Consider the following 16,766-nt stretch of genomic DNA (forward strand, 5'->3'; position numbering starts at 1 on the left):
CGTGTCTCTCCCTGTCTCGTTTCTTGTCTGTCAAAGCCGGTAGACGCGCGCCGCGGTGGTCCTGAAGATCGCGTCCTGTTGCCCGGTACTCAGCGGAGCGGCCGCCGCGCGAAACGCGTCGACGAGCTCGCGATAGCTGGTCCACAATTTCTCGATCGGGAAATTCGATCCGAACAGGCAACGCTCGGCGCCGAAGATCGCGACCGTGTCGGTCAGCACCGCGGCGATATGCGCGGGATCGTTGCGGTGGATGAACGTGCCGAGCCCGGACAGCTTCGACACCACGTTCGGACATGCGGCGAGGCGCGCCATTCCCGCGCGCCAGGCCGCGCGGCCCGCCGGCGAAAGGTCCTCCAGCATCCCGGCGTGCTGGAGGATGAACGTCACCTTCGGACAGGCCTCGGCCAGGTGCGCGGCATCCGGCATCTGCGGTGTGAACACCTGAAGGTCAAAACTCCAGCCGTAGTCGGCGAGGTATCCGACGTTGCGGCGGATCAGGGGGGCGAGACAGAGATCAGGCCGGGTGGCAAACCGATAAAGCGGGTTCTCGTGCCAGTGCAGCTGCATCCGCACGCCGCGCACGAGCGGGTAACGCTTGAGGCGGTCGAGCTGCGGGCGGACGTCGTCGACCGCGAAATTGGCATAGGCGACGATGGCGTGGGGCCAGCCTTGCTCGTCCGCGGTCTGCTGCACCCAGGCGGCCTCGTCCTCGAAACGATCGTTGGCCCAGTTGGTCTGGACGTAGACGGAGCGATTGACGCCGGTGCCCTTGAGATCGCCGAGATATTCCTGGATCGGATAGTCGCGCCGGATCGGCTCGTAGGGTCCGAAGATGCGGGGCTGCATGGGGCCGATCAGCCAGGGCAGGTCCGCCTGCCGCCAGATGTGATGATGGCCGTCGACAATCTCGGTCACGCAACTCTCCTTCGTCCCAGTGCCAGGACATGCGCGACGATCGACGCGCTCGACCCGCCGTCGACGAGATCGTCGACGAAGCGTTCGATGGCGAGGAGCGCTTCGGTCTGCGGGCGAAAGCCTGGTCCCGTTGCGAGCGGCGTCAGCCAGCTCATGCGCCAGGCCCGCCGCGACAGTCTTGCCACGGCGTCGCGCAGCGCGTCGGGCGCGCCGCGCTCCAGCCCGTCCGAGACGACGATAACGGCCGCCCCGCGCGCATAGCCGCCGAACCGTGGCACCGCGAGAAAGGCTTGCAAGGCATCGCCGATCCGGGTGCCGCCGTCCCAGTCGCTGACGAGATGGGCGGCCGCGCTCAGCGCCTGTTCGCGCCGCTTGAGCCGCAGCGCGCGGGTGACACGGGTCAGGCGCGTGCCGAAGGTGAAGACCTCAACATTGGGCGCGGCCTGCACCAACGCGTGGGCGAGCTTCATGTTCTCCTCGGTGCGGCTCTTCATAGAGCCGGAGACGTCGATCAGCAGCAGAATCTTTCGCGGGCGCTGCCTGCGCTTCAGGTGGCCGAGACGCAGGACCTCGCCGTCGCTGCGCACGGAATCGCGCAAGGTCCGGCGAAGATCGGCGAACGGACCGCGCCGGGCCTGCATGCGCCGGTGGCCGCGTCGCCTGGGCAGACGCCGCGGCGCTTCGCGGGTTAGGCGGCGCAGCGCATCGCCGGGAGAGAGTTGCGCAAAGCGGCGGTCGACCAGCGCCTCGGTACGGGTCGCGGTGAGGCCGGATTCGTTGGCGTCGTCGGAGAGCAGAGGCTCCTCCTCGCCGCGGCCTTCTTCCTGAAGCCGGACGGTCTCGTCGTCCTCGCCGTCGTCATCGCGCGTGACGGCCTCGCTGCCGCGGAAATGGAGGTCGAACAGCCGGTCGAAGGTCGCGCGGCGTTCGGGCGGCGGGGCGAGGGTGGCCAGAGCCGCCTGACGGATATCGCCGAGGTGGCGCGGGCCGAGCAGCTCGATCGCGGTGAGGAACGCGGTGGTCTGCTCCGGGGCGACGGCAAAGCCGTTGGCGCGCAGCAGTGCGACGAAGGAGACGAACACGCGCGCCGCCTGCGGCAGTTGCAGTTCGGGACTCATGCGGTTGCCTCCGCAAGCATCGCATCGAGCCGGGGTGAGATGAAGTGCAGGTCCTCCTCGTCCTTGAGCGCGACGCCGATCGAGCGCCTGAAGGCATCGGGCCAGCGCGCGCCGCCCTTGTGCAGCAAGGTCGCCGCCTCGGCCCAGTCGACGGCTTCAGCGATGCCCGGGGCCTTGCTGAGCGGCTCGCGTCTGAGCTTGCCGACGGCGGCAACGACGGCGCGTGCGGTTGCCTCCGCAACGCTGGAGGCGCGCAGCATCACGATGCGCGCCTCGCGCTCTTCGGTGGGATAGTCGATCCAGTGATAGACGCAGCGGCGGCGCAGGGCCTCGTGCAGGTCGCGCGTCCGGTTCGAGGTCAACACCACGACGGGACGCTCCGCCGCGCGGACCGTGCCGCGCTCGGGGATCGAGATCTGGAAGTCGGACAGGAATTCGAGCAGGAAGGCCTCGAACTCCTGATCGGCGCGGTCGATTTCGTCGATCAGCAGCACGGTGGAATCGGGCGCACGCAGTGTGGCGAGCATCGGCCGTTCGATCAGGAACGTCTCGCCATAGATGTCGATGCTCTCGTCGCCGGCCTGGCGGATCGCGAGCATCTGGCGCGGGTAGTTCCACTCGTAGAGCGCCGCGGACGAATCGATGCCCTCATAACATTGCAGCCGGATCAATCGCCGCCCCAGCACGGCGGCGATGGCCTTCGCCGCTTCGGTCTTGCCGACGCCCGGCGCGCCTTCGAGCAGCAGAGGCTTGCCGAGGGCGAGGCCGAGATAGGCTGCGGTCGCGAGTCCCTCGTCGGCGAGGTAATAGGCCGCGCGCAGCGCCTTCTCCAGCGCTTCGGGGCTGTCGATGCCGACGATGTTGCTGCGGACCGCCATTGCAAGACCTCTAGCGCCGTGCCTGCGGTCGCGCGCCGCCCTGGGATTTGATGGCGCGCAGCACTTTTTCCGGGGTGATCGGCAGATCGTCGATGCGGACGCCGACCGCGTTGAAGATCGCATTGGCGACGGCCGGTAGCACCGGATTGGCGCACATCTCGCCGGGGCCCTTGGCGCCGAACGGGCCATCCGGCGCAGGACGCTCCAGCACGGCGATGTCGTGCGGGCAGATATCGCCGGGGCCGGGCATCAGATATTCGACGAAATCGCGGGGGCCGTGAACGGGATCGGGATAGTAGGGCTCAGGCGTCTCGTAGAGCGCGTGGCTGACGCCCATCCAGGCGCCGCCGACCAGCTGCTGCTCGACCAGGCGCGGATTGAGCGCGCGGCCGAGCTCATAGGCGGAGTCCATGCGCACCATCGCGACCTCGCCGGTCTCGTCGTCCACCTCGACCTCGGCGACCAGGCAGGCATGGGCGTAGCAGGTTGCCGGCGACATCTCGCCGGTTTCCGGATCGACGTTGGAAAGAGGGACGAGGAAGATGCCGCGGCCGGAGATGGTCTTGCCCTGCTTGAACTGCGCGGCGATCGCGACGTCCTTGGTCGAGATCGACCGGTGCGGCGCGCCCTTGACGTGGATGTTGCCGCGCCCGTCGGTCTCGAGATCGGCGGCGTTGACCTCGAGCTCCTCTGCGGCGGCCTCCATCATCACGCCGCGCGCCTCGCGGGCGGCGGCCATCACGGCATTGCCGACGCGGTGGGTGCCGCGCGAGGCGAACGAGCCCATGCAGTGCGGGCCGGTGTCGGAGTCGGCCGTGTCGACATAGACGTCCTCGACCGGCACGCCCAGCGTCTCCGCGCAGATCTGCCGTGTCACCGACTTCATGCCCTGGCCGAGGTCGATCGACGACAGCGCGACGGTGAACTTGCCGCTCGGATTGGAGTGCACCAGCGCCTGGCTGGGGTCGCCGCCGAGATTCATGCCGATGGGATAGTTGATCGACGCCATGCCGCGTCCGCGATGCCGGGTCATCTAGCGCCTCCTGGTGCCGAAGACGGAGGAGAAACGGGTCGCGCCATGCGAGGGCGCAGCGGGCCGCGGGGGAGGCGGCGCCGGTGGTGGCGGCTCGCGCGGCGGCTCGCGGGTGACCGTCGGTGGAAGCCGGTCATAGGTCGTGCGCTGCTGCGCGGCCACAGCCGGCCTTGGGTGCGAATCCGTCGGTGTCGGCGGAATCACGGCGCGGCTGCCGCCGCCGTCCTTGCGCGAGGACGCGCGCTTGAACTCGTCGCGGATCGGCCATTTGGCCTTCTCGGCCGCAACCTGAACACATTCGATCAGCGCGGTGTTCTTGGCTTCGCGCCTGTGCGCCTTCATGTCGCCGTCGCGATAGGCGTTCAGGATGCGGAACTCCATCGGGTCCATGCCGACGAGATTTGCCAGCTTGTCCATCTGACACTCGATGGCAAAATCCATCGCGGTGACGCCGAAGCCGCGCATGGCGGTTGCAGGCGTCCGGTTGGTGAAGACGCAATAGACGTCGCCATAGACGTTCGGGATGGTGTAGGGGCCGGGCAGGTGGGCGGCGCATTTCACGGCCGCGTAGCTGGACAGCCGCGTATAGGCGCCGCTGTCGAAATAGGCGCGGATCTTGCGCGCGACGATGCGGCCGTCGCGCATCACGCCATCCTTGATGTAGATGCGCTCGGCGCCGCGCGGCGGGCCGTATTGCATCTCCTCCTCGCGGCCGAACACGTAGCGCACGGGCCGCCCGGTCAGCATCGCTCCCAGGATCGCGAGCGGTTCCGTCAGCGTGTCCACCTTGCCGCCAAAGCCTCCGCCGACGGTGCCGCCGATGAAGTGGAAGGTGTTGGATGGCACGTCCAGGATCTTGGCGCAGGTGTCGACCGAGAAGAACAGCGCCTGCGTCGAGGTGTAGACGACGTAGCGGCCGTTGGTGTCGGGCGCGGCGATCGCGCCGTTGGTCTCGGTCGGCGCGTGCTCGATCGGCGACATCTGGTAGCGCTGCTCCAGCACGTGATCGGCGGTGGCGAGCGCCGCATCGGCGTCGCCGAAACGCAAGCGCTGGTGATCGTAGACCTCGTGATAGGTGAATGTGTTCTTCGGGTAGGTCTCGTTGACCACGGGCGCGCCAGGCTTGAGCGCGTCCTCGACGTCGAACACCGCCGGCAGCACCTCGTAGTCGACCTTGACCTTGGCAATCGCCTCGAACGCCTCGCGCTCGCTGTCGGCGACGATGGCGACGATCGGCTCGCCCTTGTAGCGGACCTTGTCGACCGCCAGCGAAGGCTCGTCGTCCTTGCCGAAATTGATCAGGCTCAGCAGCGTGTTGAGATTGACCGGCACGTCAGTGCCGCGGATGATCCGGCGCACGCCGGCCGAGCGCTCGGCCTCGGTGGTATCGATACGGCGCAGTCTCGCATGCGCCTCGGTCGAGCGGACGACCTTCAGGTGCAGCATGCCCTGAAGTTTGTGGTCGTTGAAATAGCTCGACGTGCCCGTGACGTGGCCGAGCATGTCCTGGCGCTGCGTCCCCTTGCCGATCTCTTTCAAATTATCGTCGCGCTCGTCGGCGAAGATGTCCTTGCGCAGTTCCAGCATGATGGGGATCCTCAGGCACTCGCTCGGCTGCCGGAAGCAGCGAGGATGGCGTCGATGATGGGCTCGTAGCCGGTGCAGCGGCAGATATTGCCGGAGATCGCCTCGACGACCTCGGCGCGGCTCGGGGCGGGGTTGCGGTCGAGCAGGGCCTTTGCCGCCATCAGCATGCCCGGCGTGCAATAGCCGCATTGGGCGGCAAAATGGTCGGCAAAGGCGCGCTGGAGCGGATGCAAATTCGGGCCCTGCTTCATGCCGTCGAGCGTCTCGACCGCGCGGCCCGCGACGGTCTCGGCCAACGTCAGGCACGAGAGGTGCAATTCGCCGTCGATGAGCACGCTGCAGGTGCCGCAGCCGCCCTGGCCGCAGCCGAATTTCGGTGTCATGTCGCCGATCAATTCGCGCAGCGCCACCAGCAGATTGGTGCCGCCGTCGACGAAGATCGCGACGTCGCGGCCGTTGTGACGAAATTGCAGGGGTATCTTGGACATGACGACCTATTCCCTGTCTATTCTTGATCTATTCCTGGCCGGACAGCAGACGCCGCAGATGGACGCCGACGATTTCGCGGCGATACCAGGCGCTGCCGAGCGCGTTGTCGGATGGCGATGTTCCTTCGGTTGCTGCGGATGCGGCGGCCGCGATCGTCGCGGCATCGAGCGAGCGGCCCTCGAGCGCTCGCTCGGCGGCGCGGGCGCGGATCTGCGTCGGCGCCATCGAGCCCAGCGCGATGCGGGCGCCCGCGATCCGGCCGCCGCTGACCGGCAAATGCGCGGCAAGGGTGATGACCGAGCCGCCCTTCGGCTTGATGCGCGCGATCTTGCGATAGCGGAAGGCCTCGCTGCTGGCCGGCCGGGTGCAGGACACCGACAGCACCAGCGTCCCGGCCTGGCGGTCGCGCGCCTGCAAGAACTCTTCGATCGGGACGTCGCGCGCGCCAAAGCCGCCCTGCACGGCGACGGTGGCGTCAAGCGCCAGCAGCGCGACGGTGAAATCGCCATAGGGATTGGGGGCAAAGAGGTTGCCGCCGACGGTGCCCATGTTGCGCACGGCGGGACCGCCGATCGAGCGGGCAGGGGCATGCAGGAAGGCGAGGTCCCGTTCGGCGAGGATTCGCGCGAAGGTGACGCCGGCCCCGAGCGTCACGCGCGGGCCGGATGCGTCGATGCGGGTCAGCGCCTGGTCGTGGGCGCGAACGACGGTCGAGATCGTCACATCGCCCTCGTTCAGCGCGCGCATCACCAGTGTGCCGCCGCCGAGATAGCGCGCGCTGCGGTCCGAGGACAGCGCCCCGGCCGCCTCGCTGGCGCTGGTGAACGTCTTCACTGTCACGGCCATGATGATGCGGCCTCCTTCAGATGCCGGCGGATCGCCTCGAACCCGGCCTGATAAATGTCTTCGGCGACCATGTGGGTGATGCGATCCCTGTCTTCCGGCCTGGTCGTGAAGCGCGACTCCCAGTGCCAGAAGGTGCGGTCGCCGTCGGTGACCGGCAGTAGCCGGACATGGGCGACGTAGTTGAACATCGGCAGCGGCGTATCGAGCAGGCAGTAGCTGAAGGACTGTTCCAGATCGGACAGCGCCAGAAGCTGCTCCCGCAGCTCGGAGCCGTCCTTCAGCTTGAAGCGCCTGACACAGCCGATCTTGTCGGAGGGCTGCGCACGCTCGATCGTGGAGGTCGCAACCGCCGGGTGCCAGCGGTCGTGCCCGTTGAAATCGCGCAGCACGGACCACGCCGTATCGGTCGGCGCGTCCAAAATCGTGCTTTTGACGATATGCGGCACGGGTGTCAGCCTCCGAACACGCGCTTCAGCGCGTCAAACCCGCCCTGGAACACGCCGCCGCCGATATTGTTGACGAGCTCCGTCTCGCGCTCCGGCGCGCAGTCGAACTCGGCGGTCCATTCCATGAACGTCTGGTCGCCGTCGGTGACGGGCGTGAGCCGCAGGGTGGCGACGTAGTTCTCCACGCCCATTGGCGATTCCAGGATCGAATAGGTGCAGAACATGTCGTAGTCGGAGAGGCCGAGCAGCTTCTCGCGGATGCGGTCGCCGTTGCGCAGGCGAAAATCCCTGACGCAGCCGATCTTGTCCGAGGGCTCGCCGCCCTCGATCCGGCTCTCCGCGATCGCCGGGTGCCAATTCGGCAGGCCGTTGAAATCGCGCACCCGCGCCCAGACGCGGTCGTTGCGGGCGTTGACGACGGTGGAGACGTAGACGCGGGCCATGAACGCGATCCTCAGCTCTTCTTCCGCGGCCCGCGCTCGGCCGGCGGTTCACCGCCGCCCTCAGTCGCAGGCGGGGAGGCGGCTGGCTTGTCGCCGCCGCCCTTGCGCGCTGACTCCTTGATGCCCTGCATGTCACGGGCTTCGCGGATCAGGCCCGGCATCTTGGCGAGGCTGCCGCCCTCGACGCCGATGTCGGCGAGGATCGAATCGATCAGCGGCGCCTGGACGCGGTAGCGCAGCGCCGAGTCGATCACCTCGTCGGTGGCGCTGCGGCCGCCATTGCCGCCATGGCCATTGCCGTTGAGCCCGTCGACCTGGAGGATGCGGATGCCCTCGATCTTCTCCATCGGCTTGACGCTCTCGCGCACGATGCCTTCGATGCGGTCGAGCAGCTTTCGTCGGAACAGCGAGTAGCGCGCCTGATCCGTGAGGACGTTCTCGGCCTCGTTGAGCATCCGCTGCGCTTCGGCCTCGACGGTGGCGCGGACACGCTCGGCGTCGGCCGCGATCCGGGTCTCCTCCGCCTGCTTCTCGGCCAGCAGCACCTCGACCGTCTTGCGCCGCCTTGCGATCTCGCTCTCGCGCGCGGTGATGACGCGCTCGGTGGCTTCCGTCGCATGGATGCGGGCTTCCTCCGCAGCAGCACGCGCTGCGGACTCTTCCAGCGACTTCTGATGAATCGCGATGGCCTTCTCCATCAGCACCGTCTCGACGTCCTTTTCGCGGTTGACCTCGAGCTTGCGCAGCTCGCGCTCACGGCCGATGCGCGCCTCATCGAGGCCGCGGTCGGACGCGATCCGCGCGCGCTCCACCTCTTCGCGCGCGGCAATCTCGGCTTCCTGCAGCGACTGGACGCGGGCGACCTCGAGCTGCTCGATGGCGCGGCGGCGCTCGATCCGCGCCGCTTCCAGCGCCTGCTCGCGCGACACGTCGGTGGTCTCGACGTCCTTGCGCGCGACGATCTCGGCCTGCTTGACTTGGCGGTCGGCGTCGATCCGTTCCGAGCGCTTGGTGGAGAGCGCGATGACGCGGTCCTCGTCCGCGATCTCGATCGCCTTCTTCTGCTCGATATTGAGCACCTCGCGCTTCTTGGACGAGTTGATTCGTTCGGCCTCGAGCGCAAGATCGACGCCGATGCGCTGGCGTTCGATCGCGTCGCGCCGCTTCAGCTCGGCCGCCTCCAGAACGCCGGTGCGCTCGATTTCGAGCGTGCGGGTTTCGCGCTCGGCCTGGATGCGCTCGGCCGCAACGGTCTTCTCCTGCGCGATCCTGGCGGCCTCGATCGCTTCGCGCGAGGCGATGTCGGCTTCCTCGACGGCGCGGTTGCGGGCGATTTCCAGCGAGCGCACCCGCTCCTCCTGGGCGATGCGGGAGGCTTCGGTCGCCTCGCGCGCGGCAATTCCCGCGACATCGAGCGTCTGGTTGCGCTCGATCTCGAGCTGCCGCGTGTTCTGCTCGGCGGCGATGCGCTCGGCGGCCAGCGTCCGTTCGCGGGCGATGCGGGCGGCCTCGACCGCGCGCTGCGCCTCGATCTCGGCCTCCTGGATGGTGCGGACCTGCTGGATTTCCAGGGCGCGGGTCCGCTCGTCCGAGGAGATGCGCTCGACATTGACCGTCATGGTCTGGGCGATGCGCGCCTTCTCGGTGGCCTCGCGTGCGGCGATCTCGGCTTCGTCGACGGCGCGGGTGCGCTCGATCTCGCGGCGCCGCGTCTCCTCCTCGTTGGCGATGCGGGCATCGGTGACGACGCGGTCCTGCTGGATGCGGGCCTTCTCGATCGATTCGCGTGCGGCGATCTCGGCCTCCTCGACGGTGCGCATGCGCTCGATCTCGCGCTGGCGCACCTCGCGCTCCGAGGCAATGCGGGTGGTGTCGATCGAGCGCTGGTTGGCGATCCGGGTCTTCTCGATCTCCTCGCGCGCCAGCAGCTCCTTTTCCTCGATGGTGCGGGTTCGCTCGATCTCCTTCTGGCGGGTCTCGCGCTCCGAGGCGATGCGGGCCTCGGCAATGGCCTGGTCATTGGCGATCCGCGCGCGCTCGATGGTCTCGCGGGCGGAGATCTGGGCCTGTTCGGCCTCGGTCTCGCGCAGTGCGCGTTCGCGGGCGACTTCCGTGCGCTGGAGCGCGCGGCGCATCTCGATGTCGCGCTCCTGCTCCAGCCGCGCCGTCTCGCTCTCGCGCTCGATCTCCAGCGCCTGCCGCTCGGCCTCGAGATTGCGGGAGCGGATCTTGATCATCGAGTCCTGCTCGATGTCGTTGCGCAGCTTGCGCTTGGCCTCGATGTCCTCCATCAGGCGGGTCAGACCTTCGGCGTCGAACCGGTTCGACGGGTTGAAGAATTCGAGATCGGTCTGGTCGAGATCGGTGATCGCGACGGACTCGAGCTCGAGCCCGTTCTGGGCAAGTGCCTCCGCCGCATTGGTCTTGACGCGCACGACATAGTCGCCGCGCCGCTCGTGCATCTCCTCCAGGGTCATTTCGGACGCGACCGAGCGGATTGCGGAAATGAACTTGCCGGCCAGAAGCGCGTGGAGCCGTTCGGGCTCCATGGTGCGGCGGCCGAGTGTGGCAGCCGCGATCGAGACCGCCTCCTTGGTGGCCTGGACCCGGACGTAGAAGTCGGCCTCGATATCCACGCGCATGCGGTCGCGGGTGATCACGGCGTCCTGGCGGGAGCGGACGATGCCCATCGGCAGCACGTTCATGTTGACCGGCGTGTAGTCGTGGATGAACGGCAGCACAAAGGCGCCGCCGTTGATCACCACGCGCTCGCCGAGGAAGCCGGTCCGGACGAACGACGTCTCCTTGGAGGAGCGATGGTAGAGCCAGTTCACGATGTAGACGGCCACGACGATCACGATGATCGCGACGATCAGCCAGAGGATCAACTCGCCGACCAATATCCCTGACATCTTGTCCTCCCTCGAACCTTAAAGGCGTTATCGCGCGCCGATCGCCTTGAATTGACGCACCTGTTCCGTCAGGGCGCGCTCCACGGGCAGTCGTTCCATCGAGGACGCGCCGTAGAAACCGTGACAGTTGCGGGTGTTCTTCATGATGAAATCGGCGTCGGCGGGATCGGCGATCGGCCCGCCATGCGCGAGCACCAGAATCTCCGGATTGACGCTGAGCGCGGCCGAGGCCCAGGTGTCGATGCGCGCCGGGCAGTCCTGCAATTTCGGCGCGGTCTGCGCCCCGATCGTGCCGCCGGTGGTGAGCCCGAGATGGCAGACGATGATGTCGGCCCCGGCGATCGCCATCGCGGCGGCTTCCTTCTCGCTGAAGACGTAGGGCGTGGTCAGCAGGTCCTTCTCGCGCGCCTTCGCGATCATGTCGATCTCGAGCGCATAGGACATACCGGTCTCTTCGAGATTGGCGCGGAACACGCCGTCGATCAGGCCGACGGTCGGAAAGTTCTGCACGCCGGCGAAGCCGAGCGCCTTCAACTGGTCGAGGAACACGTCCATGTCGCGGAACGGATCGGTGCCGTTGACGCCGGCGAGCACCGGCGTCTTGCTGACGACGGGCAGCACCTCGCCGGCCATCTCCAGCACGATGGCGTTGGCATCGCCGTACGGCATGAGCCCCGCGAGCGAGCCGCGGCCGGCCATGCGGTAGCGGCCGGAATTGTAGATGACGATGAGATCGACGCCGCCGGCCTCCTCGCATTTGGCCGACAGCCCCGTGCCGGCGCCGCCGCCGACGATCGGCTCACCCCGCTTGGCCATGCCGCGAAATCGCCTCAGGAGTGCTGCGCGCTCAAACCTGGCCATCGATCACCTCGCTAGTCTCCGGCGCGCCCCGGTGCGGCCGAACAGCGTTCGGAACGCAGCTGCGATGGTCGAGGCGAACTCGGGATCGTTGATGTTCCTGGGGACGCGAATGAGCTGACGGTTGCCGGTCTGCCGCACCGTACGCTCCAGCGTGCGGAACAGCGCGGCGTCGGCATCCGGATCCCAGAACGGCCGGCCACGGGTATCGAGCGCGGAGACGCCGCCCTCGGGCAGGAAGAAGCGCACGGGCCCGTCCATGTGGTTGAGCTTTTCGCCGATCCAGCGGCCGAGGCGCTCGTTCTCTTCGGCCGTGGTCCGCATCAAGGTCACCTGCGGATTGTGGACGTGGAACTTGCGGCCCCGGTAACGCTCCGGGATGGTGTCGGGCGCGCCGAAATTGACCATGTCGAGTGCGCCGACCGAGCCGACATAGGGCGCGCGGGTGCGGATGATCGCACCGAAACGATCCTCGGTCGCGGGAAACACGCCGCCCATCAGGAGGTCGCAGACTTCGGTCGTGGTCAGGTCGATGACGCCTGCGAGCTGGCCGGTCTCGATCAGCTTCTCCATCGAGCGGCCGCCGACGCCGGTGGCGTGGAAGACGAGGCACTCGAAATCCTCGCGCAGATCGGCGGCGATCCTCTGCACGGCCGGCGTCGTCACGCCGAACATGGTGATGCCGATCGACGGCAGGCTGGCGGCGGTCGCGCGCTCCCTGCGTTCGCGCTGATCGAGGCGCGCCTTCACCGTGCCGGCGATGGCATTCGCGCCGTTCGACAGCACCGCGCGCGAGATCGCGTTGAGCCCCTGCACGTCGGTGACCGAATACATCATGGTGATGTCGGCGGGCCCGACATAGGGCCCGACATCGCCGGAGGCGACGGAGGAGATGATCAGCTTCGGCACGCCGACGGGCAGGGTACGCATGCCCGGCGCAACGAGCGATGCGGCACCCGAGCCCCCGGCCGTGATCACGCCGGCGATATTGCCTTGCCGCCGCAGCCAGTTGGCGAATGCATCCGCCATCGCGGTGACGGCGGCGCCGCGGTCCGGGCCGAACACGGCCGAGCCGCCGCGTCCGTGGTTCAGCGCGATCTCCTGCGCGGAGACATCGCAGCTCGCGTGCCTGCCGCTGGTGGAGACGTCGACCAGGCGTGTGCGCAGGCCGCTTCCCGTGATGATGTCGCGGATGAAGCGCAGCTCGGCGCCCTTGGTGTCGAGCGTGCCGACGACCAGCACCACCGGAGGTCCGGATGTCTGCGCCGTCGCCGGCTCGCGCTTGCGTCGCGCGGTCTCGTCGAGACGCGCAACCTGCGTCGAGAGCGTGCGTGCGGCGGCTTCGATCCGTGCGATCGGGACCGGCTGGGACCAGCGCGTCGGCAAGATGGGGTTGGAGATGTAAATCCGGATCGGCCCGCTCGGGCGCGACGGCTGCGGGGCCGGCTTCGGCTCACTGCCGGCAGCGGGCGCGTCGGTATCGGGCTCGAGCGTCGCATGCAGTCCGACACCGAGCAGGCGCTGCTGGAGCTCGCGATCGGCGGCAAGCCGTGCCGAATCGATGATGCGGTTGATGCGGCCGTTGACCATGATCGCGACATTGCGCGAGACCGCGGTGGCGACGCCGATGTTCTGCTCGATCACGAGCACGGCCATGTCGCCGTCCTCGCCGAGCCGCAGCAGCATTTCCTCGACCTGCGCCACGATGACGGGCGCAAGCCCCTCGGTCGGCTCGTCCATGATCAACAGATGCGGATTGGTGAGCAGTGCGCGCGAGATCGCGAGCATCTGCTGCTCGCCGCCGGAGAGCTGGCCGCCGCCATGGTCCTTGCGCTCGGCGAGGCGCGGGAAGGTGTCGTAGATGCGCTCGACGGTCCAGGCACCGGATCGCATGCTGGCGGCGAGCCGCAGGTGCTCGTCGACGCTGAGCGAGCGCCAGAGGCGGCGGCCCTGCGGCACATAGCCGACGCCGAGGCGGGCGATGTGGGCCGGCGAGCGCCGCGTGATGTCCTCGCCGCGGATGCGGATCGACCCGCCGCTGACCGGCACCAGTCCCATGATCGCCTTGCACAGCGTGGTCTTGCCCATGCCGTTGCGGCCGACGACGGAGAACACGCCGCTCTCCAGCGCGAGGTCGACGCCTTGCAGCGCGTGCGAGTGACCGTAGTAGACGTCGAGGCCGCGGACCTCGAGCGCGGCGGCTGTGCGGCGGACCTCATTCATGGCCGCCTCCGAGGTAAAGCTCCTGCACCTCGGGATCGGACTCGATCTCCTGCGGTAGGCCTTCCTTGAAGACGCGGCCGTTATGCATCATCGTGACGCTCTCGACGACGCGCAAGGCGACGTCCATGTCGTGCTCGATGATGATGTAGCCGATATGGGCGGGCAGTGAGGTCAGGATCTCGATCAGCTCCTGCCGTTCGGTCGGGGACAGGCCCGCGGCCGGTTCGTCGAACAGCACGAAGCGCGGGGCGCCGGCGAGCGCGAGCGCGATCTCGAGCTGGCGCTGCTGGCCATGCGCGAGCTCGGCGACGCGCTGGTCCTTCACCGCGGTCAGGTGCACGGCCTGCACCAGGTTGTCGGCTGCGTGCATCAGGGCGTCGTTCTGTCCCGGGCGCAGGAACGAGAAACGTCCGCGCGAGATACCGCGGCAGGCGAGATAGACGTTGTCCTGCACGGTGAGGCCGGGGAACAGCGCCGAGATCTGGTAGGTCCGGCGCAGCCCGCGGCGGATGCGTTCATAGGGCGGGAAGTGGGTGACGTCCTCGCCGAAGAAGCGGATGGTGCCCGAGGAGGGCGGAAAGTCGCCGGTGATGCAGTTGAACAGCGTGGTCTTGCCGGCGCCGTTCGAGCCGAGCACGGCGCGCCGCTCGCCGGGACGCACGGTAATGGTGACGTCGGTCAGCGCCGCCAGCGCGCCGAACAGGCGCGTCACGCCGCGCAGCTCGAGCGCGGCGCCGGCGCCGACGGCGGAGAGGCGTTGGGCGACGCTATCCATGGCCGCTTGCTCCGCCCGAACGGCTCGTCGTGGGGCGCTGGCTCTGGCGCCAGCGCTGCCACAGGCCGATCACGCCGTCCGAGGACCAGAATACGATGGCGAGGAAGCCGAGCCCGATCAGCAGCCGGAAACGGTTGCCGTCGAGCCCGAACTTGATCAGGACATCGAGCGCGAAGGTGCGCAGCAGCACGAAGATCAGCGCGCCGATGAAGGGACCGATCGGGCGCGTGATGCCGCCGACCACGGCGATGATCAGCACGTCGATGCAGGCGCCGACGCTGACCGAACCCGGCGAGATCTGGCGGTAGTTCCAGACCTGGAGCACGCCGGCGAGCGCCGCGACGAAGGATGCGAAGGCGTACGCCGCGACGCGGTGCGCATTGACGTTGAAGCCGAGCGCGGCCATGCGGCGCGGATTGTCGCGCACGCCTTGCAGCGCCAGGCCGAACGGTGCGCGGGAGATGTAGTCGACGGCGAAGTAGCACAGCGCGGCGACCGCGAGCACGATGTAGTAGAAGGGAATGTCGGCGCGCCAGTTGACGCCCCAGAAATGCGGCGTCGCGACGGTGTTGATGCCGGTGTGGCCGTTGAAGATCGCCCAGTTCTGGTTGGTGAAGTAGTAGAAGGCCGCGCCGATCGCGAGCGTGATCATGATGGTGTAGATGCCCTCGGTGCGGACGGCCAGCGCGCCGCCGAGCGTGCCGAAGACGGTCGCGAGCGCGAGCGCCATCGGGACCGCGAGCCACCACGGCCAGCCGAGGCTGATATTGACGTTGGCGCTGACGCCGAACACGGCGACCATGTAGGCCGCAAAGCCGGCGATGGTGAGCTGCATCAGGCTGACCATGCCGCCATAGCCGGCCAGGAACATCAGGCTCAGCGCCATGGTGCCGAGGATCAGCGTGGTGGCGAAGATCTCGATCAGGAAGAAGCCGTTGGCGATCAGCGGCATGATCAGGAGGAGGACCGCGACGATCCAGGCGGCGGGATTGTCGATCTCCGGCCATGCCCGCGCGGAACGCTCCGCCACGGCGGCGGGGCGGACGGCAACGCGGGTTTCGTGGGCGAGGGACATGTCAGCGCCTCGCCAGGAGGCCCTGCGGCCGGATTGCCAGCACCAGCACCATGATCAGGAAGGTCACGACGATGGCGTAGGTCGGGATGTAGACCGAGCCGAGCTGCTCGGCGAGGCCGATGATGAGCGCGCCGAGCGCCGCACCGGGGATCGATCCCATGCCGCCGACGATCACCACCACCAGCGAGGCCAGCAGGAAACGGATGTCCTCGCCGGGGGACAGCGACTGGAAGGTGCCGCCGACGACCCCGGCGATGCCGGCAAGCCCTGCGCCGAACGCGAACACCAGCACGAAGACGAGCTGGATGCGCACGCCGGTGGCGGCCAGCATGTCGCGATCGTCGACGCCGGCGCGGATGATCATGCCGATCCGGGTGCGGTTGAGCGCGAGCCACATGCCGACGCCGATCACGACGGACGCCGCGAAGATCACCAGCCGCACCACCGGATATCGGAGATAGACCGGCTCGCCCGAGGATTTCACCGCCGTGATCAGCGGCAGATCCACGGGCCCGATCAGCCAGCTCGGGGTCTGGATCTGGTAGAAGTCGCCGCCGCAGGCCCAGAGCATCAGGTCGGCAAACACGATCGAGAGCCCGATCGTCACCATGGTCTGCCTGAGGTCCTGGCCTTCCATGCGCCGGAACACGATCACCTGAAGCAGCACGCCGACCAGCGCGGTCAGGACGAAGGCAACGATGAAGCTGAGGAGCCAGGAGCCGGTGGCTGTGCTGATGGCGTAGCCGACATAGCCGCCGAACAGATAGAGAGAGCCGTGCGCCAGGTTGACGTTGCGCATCAGGCCGAAGATCAGCGTGAAGCCGCTTGCGACGAGGAAGTAGAGCCCGCCGAGCGTGATGCCGTTGAAGACGGCGTTGAGGAAGACGCGCTTGCGCCCGATTGCCTCTTCGAGGCCCGGCGGCCAGACCGCGAAGATCAGCCAGAGCGCGATGGCGATCGCGATGATCGAGATCAGCGCCCAGGCGGGATGGCGTTCGATGAAACGGCTCATTTGCGCCGCCCGCTTGTCCAGGCGGCGCGCCGAAGCTCCACCGAATGCAGGTCAGACAGCCTTGCAGCGGCTGCTCGCCTCGCCATGAACGTGCGCTCCCGTCGTCGCGACCATCTGGGGGTCGCGTTGCGCTCATCCTAGCCGGGCTTTAAGTGC

15 protein-coding genes are annotated in these 16,766 nt (G+C 67.9%); all 15 read right to left on the bottom strand.

The genetic code is table 11. The annotated features are described in order from the left end of the window. Positions 1-30: 30 nt before the first annotated feature. From WN73_RS31235 to WN73_RS31305, 15 genes are read right to left on the bottom strand one after another with little or no spacing between them, the layout of a single operon-like run. On the bottom strand, positions 31-915 hold the full coding sequence (locus WN73_RS31235; protein WP_271556087.1) for an amidohydrolase family protein: 885 nt from the start codon (positions 913-915) through the stop codon (positions 31-33). Then, positions 912-2,033, bottom strand: coding sequence for a vWA domain-containing protein (locus WN73_RS31240; RefSeq protein ID WP_271556089.1), 1,122 nt, complete (start codon positions 2,031-2,033; stop codon positions 912-914). The genes WN73_RS31235 and WN73_RS31240 overlap by 4 nt, the downstream gene beginning before the upstream one ends. Further along, entirely contained in the window at positions 2,030-2,911 is an 882-nt protein-coding gene (locus tag WN73_RS31245) for an AAA family ATPase (protein ID WP_011086157.1), read from the bottom strand. Before WN73_RS31245 ends, WN73_RS31240 begins: the two co-directional genes overlap by 4 nt. A 10-nt stretch (positions 2,912-2,921) precedes the next feature. Beyond that, entirely contained in the window at positions 2,922-3,944 is a 1,023-nt protein-coding gene (locus WN73_RS31250; RefSeq protein ID WP_011086158.1) for a xanthine dehydrogenase family protein molybdopterin-binding subunit, read from the bottom strand. After that, positions 3,945-5,531 (bottom strand): xanthine dehydrogenase family protein molybdopterin-binding subunit, encoded by a 1,587-nt coding sequence (locus WN73_RS31255; RefSeq protein WP_060911357.1) that lies wholly within the window; start codon positions 5,529-5,531, stop codon positions 3,945-3,947. Positions 5,532-5,542: 11 nt separating this feature from the next. Next, entirely contained in the window at positions 5,543-6,019 is a 477-nt protein-coding gene (locus WN73_RS31260) for a (2Fe-2S)-binding protein (protein ID WP_027548905.1), read from the bottom strand. A gap of 28 nt (positions 6,020-6,047) precedes the next feature. Next, positions 6,048-6,866, bottom strand: a complete 819-nt coding sequence (locus tag WN73_RS31265) for an FAD binding domain-containing protein (protein ID WP_271556095.1) — start codon at positions 6,864-6,866, stop codon at positions 6,048-6,050. Beyond that, the gene (locus tag WN73_RS31270) at positions 6,857-7,312 is read right to left on the bottom strand and encodes an SRPBCC family protein (RefSeq protein WP_271556097.1); all 456 of its coding nucleotides are present in this window, start codon (positions 7,310-7,312) and stop codon (positions 6,857-6,859) included. Before WN73_RS31270 ends, WN73_RS31265 begins: the two co-directional genes overlap by 10 nt. A 5-nt stretch (positions 7,313-7,317) precedes the next feature. Next, positions 7,318-7,755 (bottom strand): SRPBCC family protein, encoded by a 438-nt coding sequence (locus WN73_RS31275; RefSeq protein ID WP_011086163.1) that lies wholly within the window; start codon positions 7,753-7,755, stop codon positions 7,318-7,320. 11 nt (positions 7,756-7,766) lie between these two features. Beyond that, a complete protein-coding gene (locus tag WN73_RS31280; protein WP_271556099.1) occupies positions 7,767-10,667 on the bottom strand; it encodes a flotillin family protein in 2,901 nt (966 codons plus the stop codon). 27 nt (positions 10,668-10,694) lie between these two features. Further along, positions 10,695-11,528, bottom strand: coding sequence for a phosphoenolpyruvate hydrolase family protein (locus WN73_RS31285; protein ID WP_161535579.1), 834 nt, complete (start codon positions 11,526-11,528; stop codon positions 10,695-10,697). 3 nt (positions 11,529-11,531) lie between these two features. Further along, positions 11,532-13,748: an ABC transporter permease gene (locus tag WN73_RS31290; protein ID WP_271556102.1), complete on the bottom strand. Its 2,217-nt coding sequence runs from the start codon at positions 13,746-13,748 to the stop codon at positions 11,532-11,534. Then, on the bottom strand, positions 13,741-14,523 hold the full coding sequence (locus tag WN73_RS31295; protein ID WP_011086167.1) for an ABC transporter ATP-binding protein: 783 nt from the start codon (positions 14,521-14,523) through the stop codon (positions 13,741-13,743). The genes WN73_RS31290 and WN73_RS31295 overlap by 8 nt, the downstream gene beginning before the upstream one ends. Next, positions 14,516-15,598 (bottom strand): branched-chain amino acid ABC transporter permease, encoded by a 1,083-nt coding sequence (locus tag WN73_RS31300; RefSeq protein WP_271556104.1) that lies wholly within the window; start codon positions 15,596-15,598, stop codon positions 14,516-14,518. Before WN73_RS31300 ends, WN73_RS31295 begins: the two co-directional genes overlap by 8 nt. Before the next feature lies 1 nt (position 15,599). Continuing rightward, positions 15,600-16,610 (bottom strand): branched-chain amino acid ABC transporter permease, encoded by a 1,011-nt coding sequence (locus WN73_RS31305; protein ID WP_011086169.1) that lies wholly within the window; start codon positions 16,608-16,610, stop codon positions 15,600-15,602. Positions 16,611-16,766 lie beyond the last annotated feature (156 nt).

Source organism: Bradyrhizobium sp. CCBAU 45394 (genome assembly GCF_028128655.1).
In the GTDB taxonomy this organism is placed as follows: domain Bacteria; phylum Pseudomonadota; class Alphaproteobacteria; order Rhizobiales; family Xanthobacteraceae; genus Bradyrhizobium; species Bradyrhizobium diazoefficiens.